22 protein-coding genes are annotated in these 22,843 nt (G+C 60.6%); 17 read left to right on the forward strand and 5 right to left on the reverse strand.

The genetic code is table 11. The annotated features are described in order from the left end of the window. Positions 1-8 precede the first annotated feature (8 nt). Genes CLU80_RS14340 through CLU80_RS14355 form a run of 4 tightly spaced genes read left to right on the forward strand, consistent with a single transcriptional unit; the run spans position 9 to position 3,868 of the window. Positions 9-1,526: a TolC family protein gene (locus tag CLU80_RS14340; protein ID WP_099757667.1), complete on the forward strand. Its 1,518-nt coding sequence runs from the start codon at positions 9-11 to the stop codon at positions 1,524-1,526. Then, positions 1,510-2,115: an adenylyl-sulfate kinase gene (cysC, locus tag CLU80_RS14345; RefSeq protein WP_093440273.1), complete on the forward strand. Its 606-nt coding sequence runs from the start codon at positions 1,510-1,512 to the stop codon at positions 2,113-2,115. The genes CLU80_RS14340 and cysC overlap by 17 nt, the downstream gene beginning before the upstream one ends. Then, complete coding sequence (locus tag CLU80_RS14350; RefSeq protein WP_099757668.1) at positions 2,112-2,897, forward strand: aspartyl/asparaginyl beta-hydroxylase domain-containing protein; 786 nt, start codon at positions 2,112-2,114, stop codon at positions 2,895-2,897. The genes cysC and CLU80_RS14350 overlap by 4 nt, the downstream gene beginning before the upstream one ends. After that, complete coding sequence (locus CLU80_RS14355) at positions 2,885-3,868, forward strand: sulfotransferase family protein (protein ID WP_099757669.1); 984 nt, start codon at positions 2,885-2,887, stop codon at positions 3,866-3,868. Before CLU80_RS14350 ends, CLU80_RS14355 begins: the two co-directional genes overlap by 13 nt. A gap of 40 nt (positions 3,869-3,908) precedes the next feature. Here CLU80_RS14355 and CLU80_RS14360 read toward each other — a convergent pair whose 3' ends face one another. Beyond that, a complete protein-coding gene (locus CLU80_RS14360; RefSeq protein ID WP_007917711.1) occupies positions 3,909-4,667 on the reverse strand; it encodes a slipin family protein in 759 nt (252 codons plus the stop codon). A 2-nt stretch (positions 4,668-4,669) separates the two neighbouring features. Beyond that, positions 4,670-5,221 carry an NfeD family protein gene (locus CLU80_RS14365; protein WP_099757670.1) on the reverse strand — a complete coding sequence of 184 codons (552 nt, stop codon included), beginning with the start codon at positions 5,219-5,221 and terminating at the stop codon, positions 4,670-4,672. A 153-nt stretch (positions 5,222-5,374) separates the two neighbouring features. Here CLU80_RS14365 and CLU80_RS14370 point away from each other — a divergent pair, with 153 nt between their 5' ends. Next, positions 5,375-5,836 (forward strand): aminoacyl-tRNA deacylase, encoded by a 462-nt coding sequence (locus CLU80_RS14370; RefSeq protein WP_093440296.1) that lies wholly within the window; start codon positions 5,375-5,377, stop codon positions 5,834-5,836. Between the two features lie 128 nt (positions 5,837-5,964). Further along, positions 5,965-6,210 carry a DUF2789 domain-containing protein gene (locus CLU80_RS14375; RefSeq protein WP_099757671.1) on the forward strand — a complete coding sequence of 82 codons (246 nt, stop codon included), beginning with the start codon at positions 5,965-5,967 and terminating at the stop codon, positions 6,208-6,210. Positions 6,211-6,213: 3 nt separating this feature from the next. On the opposite strand, the gene CLU80_RS14380 is transcribed toward CLU80_RS14375, so the two are convergent. Both CLU80_RS14380 and CLU80_RS14385 read right to left on the reverse strand, forming a co-directional pair. Next, on the reverse strand, positions 6,214-6,495 hold the full coding sequence (locus tag CLU80_RS14380) for a type II toxin-antitoxin system RelE/ParE family toxin (RefSeq protein WP_099757672.1): 282 nt from the start codon (positions 6,493-6,495) through the stop codon (positions 6,214-6,216). Beyond that, positions 6,492-6,770, reverse strand: coding sequence for a CopG family ribbon-helix-helix protein (locus tag CLU80_RS14385; protein WP_099757673.1), 279 nt, complete (start codon positions 6,768-6,770; stop codon positions 6,492-6,494). The genes CLU80_RS14380 and CLU80_RS14385 overlap by 4 nt, the downstream gene beginning before the upstream one ends. Before the next feature lie 202 nt (positions 6,771-6,972). Between CLU80_RS14385 and CLU80_RS14390 the strand changes: the two genes are divergently transcribed. The 11 genes from CLU80_RS14390 (at position 6,973) to pgaD (ending at position 21,165) form a co-directional block, all read left to right on the forward strand. Further along, positions 6,973-7,401 (forward strand): MarR family winged helix-turn-helix transcriptional regulator, encoded by a 429-nt coding sequence (locus tag CLU80_RS14390; RefSeq protein ID WP_093440308.1) that lies wholly within the window; start codon positions 6,973-6,975, stop codon positions 7,399-7,401. After that, a complete protein-coding gene (locus CLU80_RS14395; protein WP_093440313.1) occupies positions 7,398-9,461 on the forward strand; it encodes an FUSC family protein in 2,064 nt (687 codons plus the stop codon). The genes CLU80_RS14390 and CLU80_RS14395 overlap by 4 nt, the downstream gene beginning before the upstream one ends. Further along, positions 9,458-9,667, forward strand: coding sequence for a DUF1656 domain-containing protein (locus CLU80_RS14400; protein WP_034151805.1), 210 nt, complete (start codon positions 9,458-9,460; stop codon positions 9,665-9,667). The genes CLU80_RS14395 and CLU80_RS14400 overlap by 4 nt, the downstream gene beginning before the upstream one ends. Further along, a complete protein-coding gene (locus CLU80_RS14405) occupies positions 9,664-10,566 on the forward strand; it encodes an efflux RND transporter periplasmic adaptor subunit (RefSeq protein ID WP_099757674.1) in 903 nt (300 codons plus the stop codon). Before CLU80_RS14400 ends, CLU80_RS14405 begins: the two co-directional genes overlap by 4 nt. Further along, positions 10,563-12,005 (forward strand): efflux transporter outer membrane subunit, encoded by a 1,443-nt coding sequence (locus CLU80_RS14410; protein WP_099757675.1) that lies wholly within the window; start codon positions 10,563-10,565, stop codon positions 12,003-12,005. Before CLU80_RS14405 ends, CLU80_RS14410 begins: the two co-directional genes overlap by 4 nt. Positions 12,006-12,098: 93 nt before the next feature. Then, a complete protein-coding gene (locus CLU80_RS14415; protein ID WP_099757676.1) occupies positions 12,099-12,734 on the forward strand; it encodes an NADH:ubiquinone oxidoreductase subunit N in 636 nt (211 codons plus the stop codon). A 303-nt stretch (positions 12,735-13,037) separates the two neighbouring features. Next, complete coding sequence (locus CLU80_RS14420) at positions 13,038-14,543, forward strand: YdgA family protein (protein ID WP_093440331.1); 1,506 nt, start codon at positions 13,038-13,040, stop codon at positions 14,541-14,543. Between the two features lie 250 nt (positions 14,544-14,793). Beyond that, on the forward strand, positions 14,794-17,274 hold the full coding sequence (pgaA, locus tag CLU80_RS14425) for a poly-beta-1,6 N-acetyl-D-glucosamine export porin PgaA (protein ID WP_099757677.1): 2,481 nt from the start codon (positions 14,794-14,796) through the stop codon (positions 17,272-17,274). A 12-nt stretch (positions 17,275-17,286) separates the two neighbouring features. Next, positions 17,287-19,284, forward strand: coding sequence for a poly-beta-1,6-N-acetyl-D-glucosamine N-deacetylase PgaB (gene pgaB / locus CLU80_RS14430; RefSeq protein WP_099757678.1), 1,998 nt, complete (start codon positions 17,287-17,289; stop codon positions 19,282-19,284). Position 19,285: 1 nt separating this feature from the next. Next, complete coding sequence (gene pgaC, locus CLU80_RS14435; RefSeq protein ID WP_093440350.1) at positions 19,286-20,641, forward strand: poly-beta-1,6-N-acetyl-D-glucosamine synthase; 1,356 nt, start codon at positions 19,286-19,288, stop codon at positions 20,639-20,641. Then, on the forward strand, positions 20,638-21,165 hold the full coding sequence (pgaD, locus tag CLU80_RS14440; protein WP_093440355.1) for a poly-beta-1,6-N-acetyl-D-glucosamine biosynthesis protein PgaD: 528 nt from the start codon (positions 20,638-20,640) through the stop codon (positions 21,163-21,165). The genes pgaC and pgaD overlap by 4 nt, the downstream gene beginning before the upstream one ends. 102 nt (positions 21,166-21,267) lie before the next feature. Here the strand turns inward: pgaD and CLU80_RS14445 are convergent, their stop codons facing one another. Further along, a complete protein-coding gene (locus CLU80_RS14445) occupies positions 21,268-22,797 on the reverse strand; it encodes an FAD-dependent oxidoreductase (protein ID WP_099757679.1) in 1,530 nt (509 codons plus the stop codon). Between the last annotated feature and the right edge of the window lie 46 nt (positions 22,798-22,843).

Genomic DNA, 22,843 nt, shown 5'->3' on the forward strand with positions numbered 1-22,843 from the left:
ATCCAGGGATGAAGAGAAGTCAGAAGTTGTTCGGCGCCAGCCTGCTGGCGCTGACGATCAGCGGATGTGCAGTGACCAGTGAACCGATTGAGCGCAGCGTCAGTGAACAGCGTGCCAAAAGCGATCTGCAAGGCATGTACAAGGATCAGGAACCGCTGCGCGGTCCGTTGACCCTGCACCAGGCCATGGCCCGCGCCGTGAAGTACAACCTCGAAGGCCGCTTGAAGATCATGGAGGAAGCGCTGGCCAAGCGGCAGCTCGACCTCGCCAGTTTCGACATGCTGCCGCGCATGGCGCTGGATGCCGGCTACGTCGGGCGCAACAACGTCAACGCCTCCAGCAGCCAGAGCGTACGCACCGGCACCCAGTCTCTGGAACCGTCGACCTCGCAGGATCGTGACCGCGAAGTCGCCGACCTGACCATGGTCTGGAACGTCCTCGACTTCGGCGTCAGCTACATCAGCGCCAAGCAGCAGGGCGATCAGCGCCTGATCGTCCAGGAACGGCGCCGCAAGGTGATCAACACCATCGTTCAGGACGTGCGCTCGGCCTATTGGCGGGCGATGGCCGCTGAACGTCTGCTCAAGCAGATCGACAGCCTGATGGCACGAGTGCAGACCGCCCGCGACAACAGTCAGACCCTGAGCGATCAACGCATTGGTGATCCGGTGCAGTCGCTCGGTTACCAGCGCTCGCTGATCGAAGCGACCCGGCAACTGGAAGAACAACGCCGCGCCTTGTCGCTGGCGAAAACCGAACTGGCGACGCTGATCAACTTGCCGCTGGGCACCCCTTTAACTTTGGCCACCGATGACGGTTATCAGATTCCCGAACTCAAGGTCGATCTGGCCAAACTCGAACAGGAAGCCCTGACCAGCCGCCCGGAACTGCGCGAGCAGGATTACCAGACGCGCATCAGCGCCGCAGAAACCCGCAAGGCCATGCTGCGCTTGCTGCCGGGCCTGGAGTTTTCTGCTGGCGGGCATTACGACAGCAACTCCTTCCTTGTCGAGCAGGGCTGGGCCGACTATGGCGTGAAAGTCACCTGGAACCTGTTCAACGTGATCTCCGCTCCGGCGGCGATCAACGTCGCCAAGGCCGGCGAAGAAGTGGCCACTGCGCGGCGACAAGCAATGTCGATAGCGGTGCTCGCGCAACTGTATGTGGCGAATGCCAACTATCAAGAAGCCATGCGCCAGTTCAAGACCAACCAACAGTTGTCGGACATCGACGGGCAAATCGTTGGCCAGTTACGCAACCGTCATCAGGCTGCCGGGATTGGTGAGCTGGAGTTGATTCAGGGCGAGTTGAACAACCTGCAAGCCGACTTGCGCCGTGATTTGTCGTACGCCGATTTGCGCAATGCCTACGGCCAGATCTTCGCCAGTGCCGGCCTCGATCCGCTGCCGGATCAGGTGCAGTCGACCGAAGTGCAGTCGATCGCTACCGCGCTGGCCAACCGCGAGTCGGCGTGGGCGTCGGGGGATATCTCGGTGCCGGTGGTGGCGCATGCCCCAGCGCAGTGATGTGCTGGCGCCCGTTGCCAGCGTCAGCCGCACGCAACGCGAGGTTCGTAATGGGCATCGCGGTGCAGCGATTCTGTTGACCGGTTTGCCGGCGGCGGGCAAGTCGACACTTGCCCAGGCGCTGCACGCCGAGTTGTTCGGGCGAGGTTTGCAAAGCGTGGTACTGGATGGCGACGGTTTGCGCATCGGGCTCAATCGGGATCTGCGATTCACCGACGCTGATCGCCAGGAAAATATTCGTCGCGCCAGCGAGCTCGCCGCGTTGCTGGTGGAAAACGGGCAAATCGTGATTTTGGCGATGATTGCGCCACTGGCCGAACTGCGTGAGGTGTTTGCGCAACGCTTGGGGGACGACTATCGCGAAGTCTGGTGCAGCGCTTCGCTGGCGGTGTGCGAGCAGCGTGATCCGAAAGGGCATTACGCCCGTGCGCGACGCGGTGACCTCGCTGGATTTACCGGAGTGTCGGCACCGTATGAGCCGCCAACGCAGGCGTCGCTGGTGCTCGACACCGGTGCGCAAACGGTCGAAGCCTGCCTTGATCGATTGCTGACCTGGCTCGGCGAGTGCGCGGTGTTGCCCAGGACATGAGCCGGCCGGCGTTCTCGCGTTTGCCGGTGACGGTGGATTTGCCGCTGTTGCTGCAAGCGCTGGCGGCGATTGCCGACGACGCCTGGCGCAGTCACTTCAACACCGAGTATTTCTCGGGTGACTGGAGTGGCGTTGCGCTGATTTCGGCAGCCGATGCGTTGACCGAACTGTCGCCCGGTCGCGGTGAGCCGTTGCTACGCGAACCGTGGTTGCGTGATGAGCGCTGGCGCCACGGCTTGCGCAATCTGTCGCTGGATATCGTCAGCGCTCGACTGCTGCGCCTGGGCCCTGGCGCGCGGATTCACGAACATCGCGATTACGATCTGAATGGCCCGGACGCCGATCGCCGTTTGCACATTCCGTTGCTCAGTCCGCCCAATGTCGACTTCTGGCTCGACGGCCAACGCGTGCCGATGGCTGCTGGGGAATGCTGGTTTCTCGATCTCGCCCGTCCGCACCGAGTGGATAACCGCGATACCTCTGCGCGTATTCATCTGGTCATCGATTGCAAACCCGATGCCTGGCTTGAACAGATGATCGTCGAAGGATTGCCCGACACACCAGCGCCGGGTTTGGCCGATACCGACTTGCAGCGCTTTCAGCGGCTGGTGGCTGAAGATGTTTCGCTGTCTCTGGCCTTGCGTACGCTGCATGACCCTGAGGTGTTTATCGCCCGAACGCTGGAACTCGCGACGGAACGCGGCTTGGTATTTTCTCGCGAAGAACTGCGTACCGCGATGCGCAATGGTCGGCGGCAATGGAACGAACAATGGAGCTGTTGAGTTTCGACGGTTGGCTGCCCATTCGTGTCTGGCCGGTCGACGGGCAGTGGCGGGTCGATTGGTGCTGGTTCGGTGAGACACCGCTGCATCAGCCGTTTTTCCGTGAGGCGGTGGACGATGCACTGCGGCTGCCCTTCAATCAGGCGTTTCGACGGCAGACGCCGCTGTCGGCGCTGACCGAATGGCAAGCGCAAAGCCCCGGCCTCGCACCAAGCGCTTTTATTCTGCACGCCTCGCGCTGTGGCTCGACGTTGATCAGTCAGATGCTCGCGCAACTCGACGATCACATCGTTGTGTCCGAACCGCCACCGCTGGACGCACTGTTGCGCAACGAATTGCCTGCCATCGAACGCCGGGCGGTGATCACTGGATTGCTCTCGGCTTATGGTCAGCGCCGGCGCGGTATTGAACAGCGTTTAGTGATCAAACTCGACGCTTGGAACATCGGTGAATGGCCGCTGCTGCAGGACTGTTTCGCAGATACGCCGTGGCTGTTTCTCTATCGCGATCCTTTGGAAATTGCCGTTTCTCATCTGCGCCGGCCGGGGATGCACATGGTGCCGGGGATGCTCGGTGATTGCGTATTGGAGGATGGTTTGCCGTTTGAAGGACGTGAAGATTTTATCGCGCGGCGTTTGGGACGCTTGCTTGAGGCGGGGTGGCTGCATTGCCGTGATTCCGGCGGTTTGGCGGTGAATTACAGTGAGTTGCCTGATGCGATGGCAGGGCGTTTGGCGCGGTTCTTTCGATTGAATGATGTGCAGCGTCAGCAGGTGTTTGCCGCTGCCGCGCAGCATGCGAAACAGCCTTCGCAAGTGTTTGTTGCCGATGGTGAAGACAAGCGCCGCGAGGCTTCGGCGCTGTTGCAGGAACGTGTGCGCACTTTTGCGCTAGCACCATTTGAAGCCCTGGAAGAATTGCGCGGCATTCAAAAGATCGCAGCCTTCGGCAGCTCCTGCATTGAAATGTGATCCCCTGTAGGAGCTGCCGCAGGCTGCGATCTTTTGCTCTTCAGGACTTGCCGGACAAGTCCGCCATGCCCTTGAGCAATTCGATCGGCAACGGAAAGACAATCGTCGAACTCTTGTCCCCGGCAATCGAACTCAAGGTCTGCATATAGCGCAACTGCATCGCCCCGGGCTGGCGTCCGAGCATTTCCGCCGCTTGCATGAGTTTTTCCGAGGCCTGCAATTCGCCTTCGGCGTGAATCACTTTCGCGCGCCGCTCGCGTTCGGCTTCTGCCTGTTTGGCGATGGCGCGGACCATCGATTCGTTGAGATCGACATGCTTGATCTCGACGTTGGCGACCTTGATCCCCCAGGCATCGGTCTGCGCATCGAGCACCTGCTGAATGTCGATGTTCAACTGCTCGCGCTCGGCCAGCAGCTCATCCAGTTCATGCTTGCCAAGCACCGCGCGCAGGGTGGTTTGCGCCAGTTGGCTGGTGGCAGAAAGATAATCCTCAACCTGAATAATCGCCTTCTGCGGATCGAGCACGCGGAAATACAGCACGGCGTTGACCTTGACCGAGACGTTGTCGCGGGTGATCACGTCCTGCGGCGGCACGTCGAGGACGACCGTGCGCAGGTCGACCCTGACCATTTGCTGGACCACCGGGATCAGCAGGATCAAACCGGGGCCTTTGACCTGCCAAAAACGGCCGAGCTGAAACACCACGCCGCGTTCGTATTCGCGCAGGATGCGAAACGTCGAGCCGGCCAGGGCAATGACCAGTAACAGCAGCGCAACAAAACCGATTTGCAGACCCATGATCACTCTCCGAGCGGTGCCGCGTCAGTCGCGGCCACTTGCAGCAACAATCCCTTGCGCGCCACCACGCGCACCGGTTGCCCGGTGTGCAGCGGTGTGGCACTGAGCACTTGCCAGCGTTCACCTTGCAGTTGCACCCAGCCGTTACGGGCATCGCCCGGTTGCACCGTGGTGATCGCGGTCACACTGCCAAGCAGGCCGGCGTCGCCACTGACGGCATGGCGCGGGCGGGTTTTCAGGGCGCGAATCAGCAGCGCGAGCAACAGCAGCGCGCTGATCAGACCGAGGCCGATCATCATCGGCGCCGGCAATTCGGCGTTGCTCAGAATCAGCGCGCCGATGACGAACATGATGATCCCGCCCAGCCCGATCACTCCGTAATTGGGCAGCGCCGCTTCGGCGATCAGAAAGACGATGCCCAAGGTAATCAGCCACAAACCGGCCGGACTCATGGCCGGTAACGGGCTGTCGGCAGCCAGGGCTGAGCCGCTGATCAGCAGGAGCAAGGCAAACGCACAACATCGGCTGTTCACGTGACCCTCCGCGAGCGTCATGTCTGGTTCTTACAGTCTAGTTGAGGGTTGTCCTGTATGAATTTTGATCAATGTGCAGACATGTCCGGTGAGCGGATTTCCCTGCGCCAGACACCCGCCGAACTAGACTCAAAGACACGGCAATCAACGTTCAGCGCAACACCGAGGTGCATCATGCGTATGGCAAGAAAGGTGCAGAGCAGCCTGAACCGGGCGCACTGCGAATACGACATCGTCGCCCATCGACACTCGTCCAGCAGCCTGGAAACCGCACGGGTCGCCGGGGTACCCGCCGAGCGCGTGGCCAAATCGATCATCCTTGACGACCACCACGGGCATTACCTGATGGCCGTATTGCCGGCCAGTCGTCACCTGGACCTGAGCAAGGTACGCACCAGCGGCGAATGGCAACTGACTCGCGAAAGCAATCTGGCGCACATCTTTGACGACTGTGAACGCGGCGCGGTGCCGCCGCTGGGTGATTCCTACGGGCTGGACATGGTTATCGACCCGTTGCTGACGCGGCAGAAGGATATTTATCTGGAGGCGGGCAACCACAACTACCTGCTGCACATGAGCATGCCCGAATTTCTGAAAATGGTGCCGCATGCCGAGGTGCGGGAGTTGAGTGATTAGGATTTGTGTCGCCGGCACTTACGCCTTCGCGAGCAGGCTCGCTCCCACAGGTTGATCGCATTCCCCTGTGGGAGCGAGCCTGCTCGCGAATAATCTTCCAAACACCCCATTCATCAAGGAATTGCTCAATGGAAAGCCCAACGCACAGCTTGCCATCCCTGTTCAAACAACTCGGCCTTCCCGACGATCCGATCAACATCGACAAATTCATCGCCACCCATTCCCCGCTCGAACCTGAGCTGCATTTGGCTGATGCGTTTTTCTGGACGAAGAGCCAAGCGGAGTTTTTACGGGACGAGATTCTGGATGACGCCGACTGGGCGGAGGTGGTGGATCAGTTGGATGTGTTGTTGAGAAAGGGGAGAGCGGGGTAATCGCTACTTTGGAAAAGGCCAGGCCCGTGATGTATGAACCAGCGCCATAATCCAGATCACATCCTGATCTGACTGGTAGACAAGACGGTAGCTGGGGTGGGGAATCAATTCGCGAGTGCCAGCAATGATGCCGACCGGGCCGATTTTGGGGTTTTGGGATAGGCGCGAAGCCGCTTCGGTGAAGCGGAGATCCATGTCGAGCGCTGCGCCTGGATTTTTTGCGTGAAGGTAGTCCCAGATTTTTTCGCGATCCTGTACGGCATTTTTACTCCAGATAATCTTCATCCTTGATTTTCTACCTGCCTGCGCCTGGCGGCGAATTGTGCTTCAACTTCCTCGTTGGACACGCCTTCACCGGCTGCCATCGATTCTCTTGCAAAGTCTACTTTTCGTTGCAGGAAGGCTTCGTACTCTCGGGCTTCCTGTTGTGTGCGAACAAACTGACGCATCATTTCTCGCATGATCTGCGAAGCAGGACGATGGGAGGCCTCTGCCTCCGCCATGAACTGCTCACGCAGCTCTGGTTCAAGCTTCATTGTAAAAACGGCTTGTTTTGACATCTGCAGATTCCTTCAAGGTTCTGGGTACTAACGAGGTATATACATCGTCATCACATGATTTAGAAAGCTTCAGTTTGTTGCGAGCGACCAGTGGAGCAATTTGTTTCAAAACTTGACTGAAATTCCCCTCCAATGCGATATTGATAGTTAGCAAACTAACAGTGTGCATTTCCTCGTGCCGAACGAACTCGACGCTCTCCAGATGAACATCAGCAGTGCCATGGTGGTGGCCGCCAGGCATTGGCGGAAGATCTGCCAGACCACGCTGGTCAACTACGGAATCTCCGAAGCCTGCGCCGTGCCGCTGTTGATGATCGGCCGCTTGGGCGAGGGCGTGCGCCAGGTGCGGGTGGCGCAGGCCGCCGGGATGGAGAGTCCGTCGCTGGTGCGTCTGCTCGATCAGTTGTGCCATTCCGGCTACGTCTGCCGCACCGAAGATGCCCAGGATCGCCGGGCCAAATGCCTGAGCCTGACCGACACCGGTCGTGAACTGGTGCAAGCGGTGGAGATCGAACTGGTGCGCTTGCGTCACGAGGTGCTCGAAGGCATCGAGCAAAGCGATCTGGAAGCTACGCTTCGGGTACTCAGAGCTTTTGAGGCGGCCAGCCCGCCTTTGGTGGTCAATTCTTGAACGGTTTTTTCTCCGGCATTCCGCCGGCCCGTGACTGGTTCTACGGGGTCCGTACGTTTGCAGCGTCGATGATCGCGCTGTACATCGCCTTGCTCATGCAAATGCCGCGTCCGTATTGGGCGATGGCCACGGTGTATATCGTCTCCAGCCCGTTTCTCGGGCCGACCAGTTCCAAGGCCTTGTACCGTGCCATCGGGACTTTTCTCGGTGCCGCGGCGGCGGTTTTTTTCGTGCCGATGTTCGTGCAGAGTCCGTTTGTGCTGGTGGTGGTCATCGCGCTGTGGACGGGTATTTTGCTGTTCCTGTCCCTGCAACTGCGCACGGCCAACAACTATGCATTGATGCTCGCCGGTTACACCCTGCCGCTGATTGCCTTGCCGGTGGTGGATAACCCGCTGGCGGTGTGGGACGTAGCAGAGGCGCGCACCGAAGAGATTTTCCTCGGCATCGCCGTTGCCGCCGTGGTCGGCGCGATGTTCTGGCCGCGTCGTCTGGCGCCGGTGTTCAACGATGCCGTGAGCAAGTGGTTCGCCGACGCAACGACCTACAGCCTGAAATTCCTCAGCCGCGACGTGCAGCCCGAAGAAGTCACTGCGCTGCGCATGGCCATGGTTGCCAACTTCAACAGCCTCGAATTAATGATTGGCCAGTTGCCTCACGAAGGTGCGCGACCGCAAACCGTGCGCAACACCAAAGAATTGCGCGGGCGGATGATTCATCTATTACCGGTGATTGATGCGCTGGAAGATTCGCTCTACGCCCTTGAACGGCGCACGCCGGAACTGGTGGAAAAATTCGCACCGCTGCTTACCGCGACCCGTGAATGGCTTGGTCACCCGGACGCCGATCTCGACCGTTGGCAAACGCTGAAAGATCAGCTCGAAGCCCTGCAGCCGAGCGTCGAGGCGCTTGAGGATCGTAGGCAATTGCTGTTCTCAAATTCGATTTATCGTCTCGGCGAATTCATCGATCTGTGGCAAGACTGCCGCAGTCTGCAGGACGCGATTCTTTGCGAACGCCAGGACAGCTGGCGCGCGGTGTATCGCCACTGGCGACTGGGTCGACTGACACCGTTTATTGATCGTGGACTGATGCTCTACTCGGTGGCCTCGACCGTTCTGGCGATCATCACCGCCTCGGTGCTGTGGATTCTGCTCGGCTGGCCGGACGGCGGCAGCGCGGTGATTCTCGCCGCGGTGGCCTGTAGCTTTTTCGCCTCGATGGACGACCCGGCACCGCAGATTTACCGGTTCTTTTTCTGGACCGGCATGTCGGTGCTGTTCGCCAGCCTTTATCTGTTTCTGATTCTGCCCAACCTGCATGACTTCCCGATGCTGGTGCTGGCGTTTTCCATCCCGTTCATCTGCGTCGGCACGTTGACGGTACAGCCGCGGTTCTTCCTCGGCATGCTGCTGACGCTGGTTAACACCTCGTCGTTCATCAGCATTCAGGGCGCTTACGATGCGGATTTTTTCGCCTTCGTGAACTCCAACCTCGCTGGACCGATCGGCCTGCTTTTCGCTTTCATCTGGACGCTGGTCGCACGCCCGTTCGGCGCCGAACTGGCAGCCAAACGCCTGACCCGTTTCAGCTGGAAAGACATCGTCCACATGACCGAGCCGGCCAACCTTGCCGAACACCGCAAATTGGGCGTGCAGTTGCTCGATCGACTGATGCAGCACCTGCCGCGTCTGGCCCTCACCGGCCAAGACACCGGCATCGCCATGCGCGAAGTCCGCGTCGGCCTGAACCTGCTCGATTTACTCGCCTATACCCCACGGGTGACGGGCGCGCCGAACGCGCTGTTGCAGCAAGTGGTCAGTGAAGTCGGTGAGTATTTCCGCGCTTGTCTCAAGGCTGGCGAACGCTTGCCGGCGCCAGCGCCGTTGTTGATGACCCTCGATCGCACTCGTCGCGCACTCAATGGCCAGGGCGACGATGAAACCCGGCTAAACCTGTTGCACGCCTTGAGCGGTTTGCGTCTGGCGCTGTTGCCCGGCGTCGAATTCGTCGCCAGTGCCGACTCCGAAGAACCGCTGCCCGATGGAGCGCCCCTATGATCGGTGATCTGGACATCAGCGGCATTTTCCTGCCGACCCTGCTGGTGTTGATGGGCATTACTTATGTGCTGTTTTTGTTGGTGCATGGCGTACTTCAGCGCGTGCACTTTTACCGTCTGGTCTGGCACCGGGCATTGTTCAACGTGGCTCTCTACGCGGTACTGCTGTACGGCGTGGACTCACTCAGTCGATACCTGATGACATGAAAAAACCGTTTTTGACCATCGGTCGCGTGGTACTGACCCTGCTGATCGTGACTTTTGCCGTTGTCCTCGTCTGGCGCATGGTGATGTATTACATGTTCGCGCCGTGGACCCGTGACGGCCACATTCGCGCCGACATCATCCAGATCGCCCCGGACGTTTCCGGGTTGATCCAGCAGGTTGAAGTGAAAGACAACCAGTTGATCAAGCGTGGCCAGGTGCTGTTCAGCATCGACCAGGATCGCTTCAAACTGGCCCTGCGTCAGGCCAAGGCGGCCGTCGCTGATCGCGAAGAAACCCTCGCTCAAGCCCAGCGCGAGGCCAAGCGTAACCGTGGCCTCGGTAACCTGGTGCCGGCCGAGCAACTGGAAGAAAGCCAGTCGAAGGTCGCCCGCGCGCAATCGGCACTGGCCGAAGCCATGGTCACCGTGGACAGCGCTCAGCTCAACCTCGACCGCTCAGTGATCCGCAGCCCGGTGGACGGCTACGTCAACGACCGTGCGCCGCGTCCGCAGGAATTCGTTACCGCCGGGCGTCCGGTGTTGTCGGTGGTCGACAGCAATTCGTTTCACATCGACGGCTATTTCGAAGAGACCAAACTCGACGGCATTCATGTTGGCCAGTCGGTGGATATTCGTGTGATCGGCGACCGCGCCAAACTGCGCGGGCATGTTGAAAGCATCGTCGCCGGTATCGAAGACCGCGACCGTACCAGCGGCAGCAATCTGTTGCCGAACGTCAACCCGGCGTTCAGCTGGGTGCGGCTGGCGCAGCGGATTCCGGTGCGGATTGCCTTTGATGACGTGCCGGCAGATTTCCGCATGATCGCCGGGCGCACTGCCACCGTTTCGATCATCGATGATCAGCCACGCGACGAGCGGAAACAGGAGCCTGCGCAATGAGCAGGGCGCTGATGATCGCCGGGTTGGGCGTGATGCTCTCGGCCTGTCAGATGGTCGGGCCGGACTATCAGGTGCCTGAGGATGCAGCGGTGCAGCGCAAGGATTTTCAGGGCGAACTGGCGGTGGCCGGCAAACCGGTAGTTTCGGCGCCGGTGCCGGCGGATTGGTGGCGTCTTTATAAGGATGCGCGGCTGGATCAACTGGTGCAGCAGGCCATGGCTTCCAATACCGATCTGCGCGTAGCGGCGGCGAACCTGCAGCGGGCTCGCGCTCAGGTCGATGAGGCCGAAGCAGCGGGCGGCTGGAGCGCAGGTGTGAAGATGGGTGCGCAGCGTTTGCAAGAGTCTGGTCAGGCATTCTTGCTGCCGGAAAAAGTCCCGGTCGATAACGTCGGCGACATCGGCATCAGCGCTTCTTATCAGTTCGATCTGTGGGGCACTTTGCAACGCGGCATCGAAGGCGCAAAGGCCAATGCCGACGCGACCCAGGCAGCGGCAGACACGGCGCGGATCACCTTGGTGGCAGACGTCGTGCGTGCTTACACCCAAGTCTGCGCGGCCAACGAAGAACGGGAGATCGCCCAGCACTCCCTCGACCTGCAATCGCAAGGCACCACGCTGATTCAACGTCTGCGCGATGCCGGCCGTGGTGATGAAACTCAGGTGACTCGCTCGCAAACCCAATTCAAATCCCTGCGCGCCGAACTGCCGCGCTATGAAGCGGCCCGTCAAGCTGGGTTGTACCGTCTGTCGATGCTGCTGGCCAAACCGGTCGATCAATTGCCGGCCGGCACCGCCACCTGCGCCGAACTGCCGAAAATCGCCCAACTGGTGCCGGTCGGCGATGGAGCTGCGCTGCTCAAACGTCGCCCGGACATTCGTCAGGCCGAACGTCGTCTGGCCGCTTCGACCGCCGGCATCGGCGTCGCCACTGGCGAGTTGTATCCGGACATCAGTATCGGCGCGACCATCGGCACTGTTGGTCTCATCGATGACTTGGGTGATCCGTCGACCAACCGCTGGGGTTTCGGCCCATCGCTGAGCTGGAAAGTGCCGACCAACGGCGCTCGTGCGCGAATCCGCGAGGCAGAAGCGGCGACCCAAGGCGCACTGGCGCACTTTGACGGCGTGGTGCTCAACGCCATTCGCGAAACCCAGACCGGTCTGGCTCAGTACAGCGCCTTGCTGCAACGCCGCGATGCGCTGGCCGATGCCGAGCAGTCAGCGAAACTGGCCGCCGACCAGACCCACCGCTTCTTCCAGGCCGGCCGCGAGTCGTTCCTCGCCGACCTGCAAGCAACGCGCACCTACACCGATGTCACCGCGCAACTGGCCGCCGCCAACACCCAGGTCGCCATGAGTCAGATCGATTTGTTCCTCGCCTTGGGCGGCGGTTGGGAAAGCGGACGAACGCACGCTGCAAGCCCCAGCAAACCCTGAGGCCGTTGCTATGCTTTGAAGTGTTGGAAGGGCGCCCCGAGCAAGGCGCCTTTTCAGCGCACATTGCTAGCGCTGGTCTAGGGGAAACCAATAATGAAAAACCCTTACGCTCTCGGCTTCTGGTGCGCCCTCGCAGCGCTGGTGCTGCTCTCGGCCACCTATTTCTACGGCATCATGCTGGCCCATCAGATCGACAAGGCCATGGTTTTCCTCGACAGCGCCGTCGCGCTGATTGCGGTCATGGCCATCGTCGTGGTCGCCTGGGCGTCGGTTCAGGTGCAGCGCGTGAAGAAGCGGCAGCTTGAACAGGGCAAGACCCTGGTGCTGATCTGGGACACCAAAGTCGCCCTGCGCCGGGTCGAAACCGTGTTCGACCGGTATTTCTGGGGCAGTTACTGGCAGCCGGGGCGCACCTTCGCCGAAGTCATGGGCGAACTCACCGGCACGCCGCTGGAAAAAAGTCTCGAAGCGCTGAAAAAGCAGTGCCTGGAACTCGACAAGCAGATCGATGATGAGGGCTGGCATTGGTTGAACAACGCCCGCGAATTGTCCGATGTCGCCACGGCCATGGCCCGCGAGCGCTATCAGTTGGATTTCTGCGACCCGCGCGGCGAGGGGCCGGGCGGGGCGGTGATCGATCGGGACTTTGAAGTGCTGGTGTACACCTGGACCGCGCGGCTGAAAAGCTTTGATCATCAACTGGATGAGATTGAGGTTCAGTATTCCTGATTCTCTGCTGAATCATCTGGCCCCTTCGCGAGCAAGCTCGCTCCCACAGTGGATTTGCGTTGAGCACAGATCCATTGTGGGAGCGAGCTTGCTCGCGAAGGCGGACTGAAAAACAGCGAAACTCTCACTGCCCGCCCACTGTCCACTCTCCCCAAAGACACTCTTTAACCTTTAAACATTGGGCCGTCTTGCGCGCCCGGTGCTAATCTCCACCGCTGAATTCAGCGCAGTCGAGCCGCGACCCGGTCACGGGTTCAGGGAAGACGACCACACTCACAGCCACGGAAATCGATCAGGTCATTCATGAATAAATCAGCAGGCGTGCTTCTCGGAATTGTTGTTGCCATCGGCGCGATCAGCGCGGGCGGGGCCTGGTACACCGGGACCAAGATCGAAGGCGTGTTGAACAACGCCGTCAGCAATGCCAACCAAGAGCTGCAAACCGCCATGGCCGGCTCCAACGGCACCGCATCGCTGGAGCTGGTGTCGCTGGAACGCCACACTTTCACCAGTACCGCGCACTATCGCCTCAAGGGTGAAGGCGAGATGTTTGGCGACAAGCCGGTCGAACTGTTGTTTGTCGACCACATCGAACACGGTCCGCTGCCGTTCTCGCGTCTGGTTTCGCTGAAATGGCTGCCGGTCATGGCCACCAGCAACTACGAACTGGAAAAGAATCCGGCCACCGAGAAATGGTTCGCCGCCACCAAGGGCGCCGCGCCGCTCAAAGGCGTAACCAGCATCGGCTACGACGAGTCCACCACCAGCACTCTCGACCTGCTGCCGTTCGAAACTGCGCTGGATGAGCAATCGAGTCTGAAATTTTCCGGCCTGACCATGAACATCTCCGCTAACGCCAAAGCGCAGAAGGTCAAGGCAGACGGTTACATGGACAACCTGAAGCTGGTCACCGTGGCTGAAGATCAGGCGCCGGTGCAGGTCGAACTCAACGGTCTGACCCTGGCCAGCAACCTCGCCAAAAGCAGCTACGGCTACTACACCGGCGAGAACACCCTGGAGCTGACCAACAGCAAAACCACCTTCGGCACCAAGCAATCGGTGCTCGGTGTGAAGAACTTCGAAATGAAGAACCTCACCGAAGAAAACGGCAGCAATGCCTCGGGTCGTGCTGATTACAAGATTGGCGAAGTCAGCATCAACGACAAGAAAGTCGGTTCGGCGAACATGGCCATGAGCCTGAAAAACCTCGACATCCCGTCGACCCTGTCGCTGATGCAGATCTACCAGACCAAATTGCAGCCGTATGAAAAAGCCGCGGCTGAGGCTGCAGCCCAAGGCTTGCCAGCGCCGGAGCTGAACCTCACCGAAGCTGAAAACGCCCAGGTCAAAGCCGACCTGCAGAAATTGCTGGCCGCCGGCCCACAGATTGCGCTGGAAAACCTCTCGTTCAACACCGCCAACGGCGAGAGCAAGGCCAATCTGGTGATCGACCTGACCAAGCCGCAATCGATGGATTTGCCGCCGGATCAACTGGGCAAACAACTGATTGCGTTGCTTGATCTGAATATCCAGGTGTCCAAGCCGATGCTGGTCGATCTGCTTAGCGTACAGGCGCAACTGGATGGTCAGACCGATGCCAAAGCCATCGTCGATCAGTCCAAGGAAGCGGCTGACATGTTCGCCGGCATGGCGGTCGGTTCGCAGTTGGCCGTCGTCGACGGCACCAACGTCGTGACCAAGCTGCACTACGCCGCCAATCAGGTCGAATTCAACGGCCAGAAGATGACCGTTGAGCAGTTCGTCGGCTTCCTGATGAGCAAGTTCGCAGGCGTCACGCAAGTGCAGTAATTCTGCGTTCTTAATAGCAGCGCCCGGCCTCTGTATCGCACAGACGCCGGGCGTTTTGCTGTCTGGCGTTCGGGTTTTCGGCTGAACCGCCAGCACGATTCTGAACAATTATTGTGTTCTGGATGTTGCTCTACGCTTGCGTGCAAAACTGCCTGACTAAGCTTGGCCGTTGCATGTGCATTGGCGGCCACCGTTACGAATGGGCAAGGAGGGCATTGCGACCCGGCTGGCCATGTAAGGATGCTGACGAATGCCGCGTATTGATGTTCCTGTATTACATCGTGGTTTACGCCCTTTGTTCCGAGTCGCGCTGTGCAGCCAGTTGCTCTGGCCGGCGCTGGCGTTTGCCGACACACCCTACGATCAGATGGTGCGCGACGCGCGCGCCGGGCAGTACACGCCGGCGCTGACGGTTTTGCGTCAGGTGCCACCCGGTCAGTCGACGACCGGGCAGATCAGCGATCACCTGCAAATCGCCAGTTGGGCCGGCCTCGATGCCGAAGTGGTGCAGGTTTATGAAACCCAGGGCCGCGACCGCGTCCTGCCGGTTCAGGCGCTGACCGCCACCGCCCGTGCCTATCGCAACCTCAAGCGCTGGGACCAGGCGACTCAGGTCTACAACAAGGCCCTGGCGCTGGAGCCGGATAACGCCGATCTGCAACTGGGCCTGGCCCTGACCCAGGCTGACGCCGGTAAACCCGACGAAGCGGTGACCCGCGCCAAAGCGCTGGTGGCGGCCAAGCCCGATGATCCGTCGCGCCGTCTCGCCTTGGGCTATGCCCTGACCCGTGACAACAAACCTTACGATGCCCTGTTCGAATACGATCAGGCCTTCAAGCGCGCCGGCAGCAAGCCGGAAGTCGCTCGCGAATACGTGGTTGCTCTGCAAAAGGCGCGTTTGCCGGAACCGGCGCTGCGTCTGGCCAATCAGCGTCCGGGGTTGATCGATCCGGTCACGTTGCGTCGCCTCGAAGGTGATCTGGCCGCCGAGCGCGTGCGTCTCGCCGAACTCGCCACCCGCAGCGAAAAAGAACGCTACGTCATCGCCGACCGTGCGCTGGTCGATTACGACAAACTGCTCGCCACCTGGACACCTGACGCCACAGCTCACGACGACGTCATTCGCTGGCGCATCGACCGCATGGGCGCACTCAAGGCCAGGGTACGCACGGCCGACGTCATCACTGAGTACCAGAAGCTGCAAGCCGAAGGTGTGAAGATTCCGACTTACGCCTTGCGCTGGGTAGCGGCGTCGTATCTGGATCAACGTGAACCGGAAATCGCCGCGGACTTGTATCGCCAGGTGCTGTCGGCGCCGGACGCTGATGTCGGTGATCGCCTCGAAGACACCACCGCGCTGTATTACGCATTGCTGGAAAGCGACCGTGCCGATGAAGCGCGCAAAGTCGCCGAGGACGCTGCCAAGTCCCAGCGTCCGCGTGTCGAACTCAAAGGTTTGCCCATCGGCAATCCCAACCATGAATGGATGGACGCCCAGCAGTTGGCCGCGCAGGCCGGGACCTATGGTTCCGACTTGCCCCACAGCGAAGAACGCTTGCAGACGCTGGTCGATCAGGCCCCCGGCAATGTCGGCCTGCGTCTGGCCCAGGCTGACCTGTATCTGGCGCGGCAATGGCCGCGCCGTGCGGAAATCCAGCTCAAGGAAACCGAGAGCATGGTGCCGCGCGGCATGGGCCTGGAAGTCGCGCAGGCGCGCACGGCGATGACGCTGCAGGAATGGCGGCAGATGGATGCGCTGACCGATGACGTGGTCGCGCGTTTCCCTGATAACCGTCAGGTCCAGCGTGCAGCGCGCGAGCGCGAAGTGCATGACATGTCCGAACTGCGCGTTGAAGCCTACGGCGGCAAGGCCAATGGCGGCGGTAGTGGCGATGCCGGAGCCGTCAGTGGCAGCCGCGATTTCGGCATCCAGACCACCCTGTACAGCCCGCCGATCGATGAAGACTGGCGCGTGTTCGCCGGGGCCGGGTATGCCACCGGCGACTTCGCCGAAGGCACCGGGCACCACCGCTTTCAGCGTGTCGGCCTGGAGCGCCGCACTCGTGACATGACCCTTGAAGCCGAGGTGTCCAATCACGATTACGGTTTCGGCGACAAACAGGGCGCACGGCTGGCGATTGCCCGCGACATCAATGACCACTGGCAGTACGGCGGCAGCCTCGAATACCTGTCGGCCGAGACGCCATTGCGCGCGCTCAACAGTGACATCAAGGCCAATGGCGGCAGCGGTTTCATTCGCTGGCGTGCCAACGAAAGCCGCGAGTGGCGCCTGTCGGTAAGCCCGTCGCACTTCAGCGACGGCAACAACCGCGTTGAAGCCTTGCTCACCGGCCGCGAGGGCGTCTACAGCGCGCCGAACGTGCAGGTCGACGCCGGTCTGGAAGTCGGTACCAGCCACAACTCCAAGTCCGATGACGTGCCGTACTTCAACCCCAAATCCGACTTCAGCGTGATGCCGCTGGTCAACGTCAATCACGTGCTCTACCACCGCTACGAAACCTCCTGGAGCCAACAATTCCAGGCCGGTGCCGGCACGTACAGCCAGCGTGAGCACGGCACCGGCGGCATGGCCCTGCTCGGTTACGGCCAGCGTTATGCCTGGAACGACGTGTTCGAGGTGGGCGGTTTGTTCAGTGTGATCAACCGGCCTTACGACGGTGATCGGGAGACCGATCTGCGTCTGCTCGTCGACCTCACTTTCCGCTTCTAGAAGAGTTTGAAGATGCCTTTGATTTCGCGTTTCATCCTTCTGCTGGGAGCGCTGCTGGTCAGCGCCTGCGCCCAGCAAGCTCCGGCCTTTGCGCCGCCGTCCGAGCGTCCGCTGGCGGCCAGCGAAAAACCGTGGCCGAAAAATCACGTGCTCGGCATCGCCTATCACGATGTTGAAGACCGCGATCCCGATCAGGCCGTGGTGGCGGTGCGCACCGAGCGCATGATCGAGCAGCTCGCGTGGCTGCGCGAGAACGGCTACAAACCGGTGACGGTCGACCAGATCATGGCCGCGCGCAAGGGCGGCCCGGAGCTGCCGGCGAAAGCGATCCTGCTCAGTTTCGACGACGGTTATGCGAGTTTCTACACCCGCGTGCTGCCGGTGCTGCGTGCCTACAACTGGCACGCCTTGCTGGCCCCGGTCGGCGTCTGGATCGACACGCCGCTCAATCAACCGGTGGATTTTGCCGGTGCGCCGCGTGCGCGTTCCGACTTCCTGACCTGGGATCAGGTGCGCGAAATCTCGCAATCCGGCCTGGTGGAAATTGCCGCGCACACCGACGCCAACCACAAAGGGATCCTGGCCAACCCGCAGGGCAACCTGCAGCCTGCTGCTGCGACCCGGCGCTATGACCCGGTGACCAAACGTTATGAGTCCGAGGCCGATTTCCAGGCACGGATTCGCACCGACGTGAACAACATCTCGGAAAAAATCCGCAAGGTCACCGGCAAGAAACCACGCGTCTGGGTCTGGCCGTATGGTGCGGCGGATGGCACATCGCTGACCGTGGTCGGTGAGGAGGGCTACGAAATGGCCCTGACGCTGGACGACGGTCTCGACGCCCTCGACAACCTGATGAGCAGCCCGCGCTTCCTGGTTTCCTCCGATCCCGACGGCGAGGTTTTCTCCAATAGCATCGTCGACGTGCAGTCGGATTTCGTCATGCGTGTGGTGCACGTTGATCTGGACAACGTCTACGACCCGGATCCGGCACAACAGGACATCAACCTCGGAAAACTGGTGCAGCGCATGGCCGACATGGGCGCCAACACGGTGTTCCTGCAAGCCTTTGCCGATCCGCAGGGCGATGGTCTGGTGCACTCGCTGTACTTTCCCAACCGTCACTTGCCGGTACGTGCGGATATTTTCGACCGCGTGGCCTGGCAACTGCGTACTCGCGCCAATGTGAAGGTGTTTGCGTGGATGCCGGTGCTGAGTTTCGGCCTTGATGCGAAGCTGCCGCGTGTCACGCGCTGGGATCCGAAAACCGGCACCACCGCAATCGATCCGGATCAGTACCAACGCCTGTCACCGTTCGATCCGGAGGTGCGGCGGATCATCGGCGAAATCTACGAGGACGTGGCGCGGCTGACCTCGGTCGACGGCATCCTCTATCACGACGATGCGATTCTGTCGGACTTCGAGGACGCCGGCCCCGAAGCGTTGAAAGCCTACGTCGCCCACGGTTTGCCAGGTTCAATTGCCGCCCTGCGCGATGATCCGGCGGCCCTGCAGCGATGGACGCGGTTCAAGAGCCGCTACCTGATCGACTTCACCAACGAGCTGACCGCTAAAGTCCGCGCCATTCGGGGCCCGCAGGTGCTGACCGCACGCAATATTTTCGCCGAGCCGATGCTCAATCCCGGCAGCGAAGCCTGGTACGCACAGAACCTCGACGATTTCCTGCAGACCTATGACTGGACCGCGCCGATGGCCATGCCGCTCATGGAAAAACAGACCCAGGCCGAGTCCGGCCCGTGGCTGGAAACCCTGGTGAAAACCGTCAGCAAGCGCCCCGGAGCCCTGAACCGCACGGTGTTCGAATTGCAGGCCCGCGACTGGACGAAAAAGGATCAGGCCGACATCGACGGTGCACATCTGGCGGACTGGATGGGCCGTCTCAAGCGTCAGGGCGCGACCAGTTTCGGTTACTACCCGGACAACTTCCTCGACAACCTGCCGGACCTGAAAACCGTAAGGCCTGCACTCTCCAACAAATGGAATCCATAACATGCTGGATAGACTGTTAGCCCTGCTTGTTCTGGCGCTCGTCCTCGGCGTGCCGCTGGGGCTGATCTTCCTGGTCACCGGGCAGTTCCTGATGGACTTCGTGTTCTTCTACCCGCTGTTCATGTCCGGGTTGTGGATTGCCGGCGGCCTGTACTTCTGGCTGCACTGGGAACGCCACTGGCCGTGGCAGGACGACACCCTGCCACCGCCACTGGAAGGCGAGCCGCTGATCTCGATCCTGATCCCTTGCTACAACGAAGGCGACAATGCCGCCGATACGATCCACGCGGCGCTGGCCCAGCATTATCCGAACATCGAAGTTATCGCGATCAACGACGGCTCGAAGGACAACACCGCGCAAGTGCTGGATGCGCTGGCCAAGGAAGATCCGCGCCTGCGCGTGCTGCACCTGGCGGAAAACCAGGGCAAAGCCGTCGCCTTGCGCATGGGCGCTATCGCAGCGCGCAGTGAGTATCTGGTATGCATCGACGGTGATGCGCTGCTGGCGCCGAACACCGCAGCCTATCTGGTCGCACCGATGCTGGATAACGCACGCCTTGGCGCGGTGACCGGTAACCCGCGGATCCGAACGCGCTCGACGCTGGTCGGGCGGGTGCAGGTCGGTGAGTTCTCATCCATCATCGGCTTGATCAAGCGCACGCAACGGGTATTCGGGCGGATTTTTACCGTCTCCGGGGTGATCGTCGCGTTCCGCCGTACCGCGTTGAACCGCGTCGGTTACTGGAGCCCGGACATGATCACCGAAGACATCGATATCAGCTGGAAGCTGCAACTCGACCACTGGAGCATCTTCTACGAGCCGCGCGCGCTGTGCTGGATCCTCATGCCGGAAACCCTCGGCGGTCTGTGGAAGCAACGACTGCGCTGGGCACAGGGCGGCGCCGAAGTGCTGTTCAAGAACATCCGTGGCATCTGGCAGTACCGTCACCGTTACCTGTGGCCGCTGCTGTTCGAATACTGCCTGTCGACCGGTTGGGCGTTCACCTTCTTGTTGTCGGTAATCTTCTGGGGCGTCGGCAAGTTTGTGGTCATGCCCGAGGCGATCGCAGTGGATCACCTGATGCCACCGGCATTTACCGGTTTGTTGCTGGCGTTCGTCTGTCTGGTGCAGTTCGCGGTAAGCATCGTCATCGATCGGCGCTATGAGCCGGGATTGGGCCGCACGATGTTCTGGGTGGTCTGGTATCCGTTGGTGTTCTGGCTTATCAGCCTGCTGACCACGTTGGTCAGCTTCCCCAAAGTGCTGTTCGGTCAACATCAGAAACGTGCGCGTTGGGTCAGTCCTGATCGGGGCATCAAACCGATCGGCGACGACGAAGAGGAGGTAATCAAATGAAAATCATCCGGACCCGCCAGCGGCCCTTTCTGGTCGTGATCGACGTGATCCTTACGGTCATTGCCTGGGTTGGCCTGCTGTTTCTGCTGATCCGTGGCTTGTGGCCGCTTATTGAAACTCACGCGGGCGGGCCGCTGCTTGATAAATCGGCGTTCGACGCGCTGGGCACCTTGCAGATTTATCTGTGGATTGCCTTGGTCAACGCGGTGATTCTGATTTCCTGGGCGCGCTATCAGCAGCGCAAAAGCCGCAGCTTCGCCCAGCGCCGCTTGCCATCGCCGGTGATTGACGATGAAGGGCTGAGCAAGAGTTTCAAACTCTGCGATGACCGCTTTCAGAAACTGCGCACGCCTGGGGTGATGACCATTCATAACGATCAGGAGGGTGACATCAGCCATGTGGTGACACATTTCTGGCCGGTTCATCCGCAGGAATTGCCACCGCCGCTGGCACCACTGGAGCATCCGCGGGTGATCTTTCTGCATGCTGAAGATGACGATAATCGCGAACCCCTTCCCCGTTAACTAATCGTTCCCACGCTCCGCGTGGAAATGCCTCTAGGGACGCTCTGCGTCCAGTGACGCGGAGCGTCACGGGCTGCATTCCCACGCAGAGCGTGGGAACGATCAAGCGTAATCGCGGATCAATGTCCAGGCCTCTTCCATTGCCAGCGGTTGCTTCATCCGTTCGGCCAACAGCGCCATTGCACGTTCCTTTTCGCAGGCGACTGCAGCGACCAGCACACCGTTTCTGCCGAACAGACCGATAAAGGGCGGATTTTCGGGTTCGCCGAGAAACTCCACCTCATCCCAGTGTTCGGCGTGGCCGAGGTAGTCGTAATTCTTGCCGAAGTGCCAGGTCCAGAAAAACGGCACGTCGAGGTAATGTTCTTCGCCACCGAGCATATTGGCCGCGGCGATGCGTGCGTGTTGCTGGGCCAGGCGCCAGTGTTCGATACGCTGCAACTGGCCGTTCAGCGGGAAGGTGGCGATGTCGCCGATCGCCCACAGGCCGTCCGTAACGCGCATGCCGTCATCGACGCGCAGTGACTGATCTTTTTCCCTCGGCAGTGACGCGAAGGCCTCGGTGGCCGGGTGCACGCCGACCCCGGCCAGCACCAGATCCGCCGAAAGACGCAGGCCATTGTCCAGCAATACGGCCTCGACTTTGCCTTCGCCGATGATCTCGGTGGCTGCGTGTTCGGTGATGAACTTCACCCCGTTCTGTTCGTGCAGCGCGCGAATCGCTTTGCCCACGGCTTCACCGAATTGCGCAGCGAAGGGAATCGCGTGGCGAGCCAGCACCGTGACATCGAGACCATACTGGCGCAGGGCCGACGCACATTCGAGGGCGATGAAGCTGTCGCCGATGATCACCGCACGTTGCTCCTCTCTGGCAGCGTGCATGATCCGTTCTGCCTGAGCTTTTGAGCGCAGCACGAATACCTGCGGAAGATCTGCGCCGGGTAAATCCAGCGGATTGGGCTCGCCGCCAGTGGCGAGCACCGCCGCGTCATAACTCAGCGTCTGGCCGTCGATAAGGTGCAGGGTTTTGTTCGGAGCGTCGATTGCGCTGATTTCGCCTTGTTGGCGTTCAATGCGCTGGTCTTTATAGAAATCATCCTCACGCAGCGGCGGTATTTCTTGCGGGGGCATCTCCCCGGCAAGGACAAATTTGCTCAGCACCGTACGGTCGTAACCCGCCCCCGGCTCGTGATCGATCATCACGATCCGGCCACCGAAACCCTTTTCCCGCAACGCCGCCGCGCACGCTGTACCTGCCGCGCCGGCACCGACAATCACGAAAGTGCGCGAATCGTCCGCCGGCGGCGTATGCGGGTCGGGCAACGGCTGATCATCGACCCAAACCTCGTCGCCACGCAGCTCCAGCGGATAGCGCTTGAGGCTGTCGAGCGCCGGGGGCTCGCACAACGCACCATCCTCGGCGCGAAACGCAGCCTTGTGCCAAGGGCAAATCAGCCGTCCGTGACACAACGCACCGTCAGCCAGCGGTGCGCCGGCATGTGGGCATTCGCCCTGATAGGCACGTAATTGCCCACCGGCGCGCAGCAGCACGATCTTGCACGCGCCGATTTCAACTTGCAGGCCACGGTCTTCTGGGACATCGGCGATACGGGCGACACGGTGCACTGGCATGATCGGCTTCCTCACGGGCATTTCTCTTGTGAGTTTGCGCGGTAGT

It is taken from the genome of Pseudomonas sp. 29, from assembly GCF_002754355.1.
Lineage (GTDB): Bacteria > Pseudomonadota > Gammaproteobacteria > Pseudomonadales > Pseudomonadaceae > Aquipseudomonas > Aquipseudomonas neuropathica.